This is a genomic window from Streptomyces sp. NPDC004561, assembly GCF_053602155.1.
The window spans coordinates 1-2689 of record NZ_JBSGDB010000763.1 but is presented as its reverse complement, the minus strand read 5'-3'; the positions used below and the strand labels follow the sequence as shown (position 1 = coordinate 2689).

At 72.2% G+C, this 2689-nt stretch carries 1 protein-coding gene; it reads left to right on the top strand.

Features of this window, described 5'->3' with window-relative positions; translation table 11 throughout:
• Window positions 1–2689 (top strand): sodium:solute symporter family transporter (locus tag ACWEN3_RS44905; protein WP_452984009.1); only part of this gene is annotated, 2689 nt, incomplete at both ends.

Sequence of the window (2689 nt, the reverse complement as noted above, 5' to 3'; positions counted from 1 at the left end):
GCGCGCCGGGAACGCCGTCAGCCTGTCGGCCTACCTGGAGGAGCGGTTCGAGGACCGCACCCGGTCGCTCCGGATGGTCTCGGCGGCGGTCACGCTCGTGTTCTTCACCGTCTACGTCGCCAGCGGGCTGGTGGCGGGCGGCCTGCTGTTCGGGCACATCTTCGGCGCGAACTTCCGGCTCGGGCTGGCCCTGACCGCCCTGGTGATCGTCGTCTACTCGTGCCTGGGCGGATTCCTGGCCGTGAGCCTCACCCACGTCATGCAGGCCACGCTGATGTTCCTCGCCCTGCTCGTGCTGCCCGTCGTCGGCATCGCGGCGCTCGGCGGCTTCGGAACGCTCCGCGACTCCCTCAACAGCAGGACACCCGGCCTCCTGGACATGGGTGCCAAGGTCGACTTCACGGACGGACGGTGGTCGGCGGGCGGCGGATCGCTCGGCGCCGTCGCGATCGTCTCGCTGCTCTCCTGGGGCCTCGGCTATTTCGGCCAGCCGCACATCCTGGCCCGCTTCATGGGCATCCGGAGCACCGGTGCCGTCCCGGCGGCCCGGCGTATCGAGACCGGGTGGGTCATCGTCGTACTGGCCGGCGCCACGTTCGTCGGCCTGCTGGGCATCGCGCAGTCCGGCACTCCGCTCCACGACCCGCAGACGGTGTACATCAGCCTCAGCCGGGCGCTGTTCAATCCCTGGGGCGCCGGGGTGATGCTGATCGCCGTCCTCGCCGCGATCATCTCGACCGCCGACTCCCAGCTCCTCGTGTCGTCCGTCGCCCTCACGGAGGACTTCTACCGCGCGTTCCTCAACCGGCGCGCCTCGGACACGGCACTGGTGTGGGTGGGACGCGCCGCCGTCGTGGTCGTGACACTGGTGGCCTTCGTGATCGCGCTCAGGGGCGGCGGACTGCTGGGCATCGTCGCCTACGCCTGGGCGGGTTTCGGGGCCGCTTTCGGCCCGGTCGTCCTGCTCTCGCTCTACTGGCCGCGCATGACCTGGGCCGGAGCCATGGCCGGGATCGTGTCCGGCGCGGCCACGGTGCTCCTGTGGAAGGAGATCAACGCGCACCTCGGCCCCTTCCGGTCGGGCATCTACGAGATGGTCCCGGGCGTCCTGGTCGCCACCGCCGCCGCACTGGTCTTCGGCAGGTTCGTCGGCCGGCCACCGAAACGCGCCTTCTGGCGGATGCCGGGCGGCGGGGTGAGCCAGCTGATGCTCACCCCCTTCCTCACCCACGCGCCGGTCGGCATCGCCGTCCTCGACACGGATCTGCGGTACGTCTGGGTGAACGAGCCGCTCGACCGCCAGATCCCCCTGAAGCGGCGGCTGGGGCGGCGGATGGCGGACGTACTGCCGGACGCCGAGGCCGAGGCCTTCGAGGAGAAGATGCGCGAGGTCCTGGCGACCGGCGCTCCGGTCATGGACTACGAGTACCGCGGCGCCGGCTACGCGGTGCACGACCGAAGCCGCGCGATCTCCGCCTCCTTCTTCGCGATGAAGGACCGCCACGGCCGGAACGCGGGTGTCTGGTACATGGTCATCGACATCACCGAGCGCTGGCGGGCCCAGGAACGCCTGGCCCTGCTCAACGACGCCGCCGCCCGCATCGGCAGCACCCTGGACGTGACACGGACCGCGCAGGAACTGGCCGACGACGCGGTGCCGGCCGTCGCCGACTTCGTCGCCGTGGACCTGCTGGACTCGGTCATGAGCGGCGAGGAGCCGGCACCCGGGCCGGTCGGCATGGCGCCCGTCATCCGCCGTGCGGCGCAGCAGTCGGTGCGGGCGGGCTGCCCCGAGTCGACGCTGGCCGTGGGGGAGACGGTCCGGCGCGCCCCCGCGTCGCCCGTGACCCGCTGTCTGCTGGAGAGCAGGACCCTGGTCGAACGGATCCTGGACCAGACCAACAGCCCGTGGGTGACCGAGGACGAGTCGCTGGGCGCCTCCATGCGCGACTACGGCTGCCGCTCGGTGATGGTGGTTCCGGTGCGGGCACGCGGCGTCACCCTGGGCGCGGCGACGTTCGCGCGGTCCCGGCGGCTCGGCCCCTTCGAGGAGGACGACGTACGTCTCGCCGAGGAACTCGTCTCGCGCGCGGCGGTGTGCATCGACAACGCCCGCCGTTTCACCCGCGAGCGCAGGGCCGCCCGGTCCATGCAGCGCTACCTGCTGCCGCAGGACCTCACGGGAGGATCCGCTCTGGAGGTGGCCTCGTGGTACCTCCCGGCGGACGCCCCCAGCGGTGTGGGCGGCGACTGGTTCGACGTGATCCCGCTCTCCGGAGCACGGGTCGCACTGGTCGTCGGCGACGTGGCCGGGCACGGCATCAACGCGGCGGCCACGATGGGGCGCCTGCGCGTCGCCGTACGCACGCTCGCCAACCTCGACCTGTCCCCGGACGAGCTGCTGGCCCGCCTCGACGACCTGGTCATCGGCCTCATGGGGGCGCACGCCACCGATGCTCCGACGGCGACCGACAACGATGCGTCGGGCACCGCGTTCCTGGGCGCCACCTGCCTGTACGCCGTCTACGACCCGGTCAGCGGGCGGTGCACCCTGGCGCGGGCCGGCCACCTCCCCCCGGTGATCGTCGGCCCCGACGGCGGCTCCGACATCCTGGACCTGCCCGCGGGCCCGCCGCTCGGCCTCGGCTACCTGCCGTTCCAGTCCGTCGAACTGGAGCTGGCCGAGGGC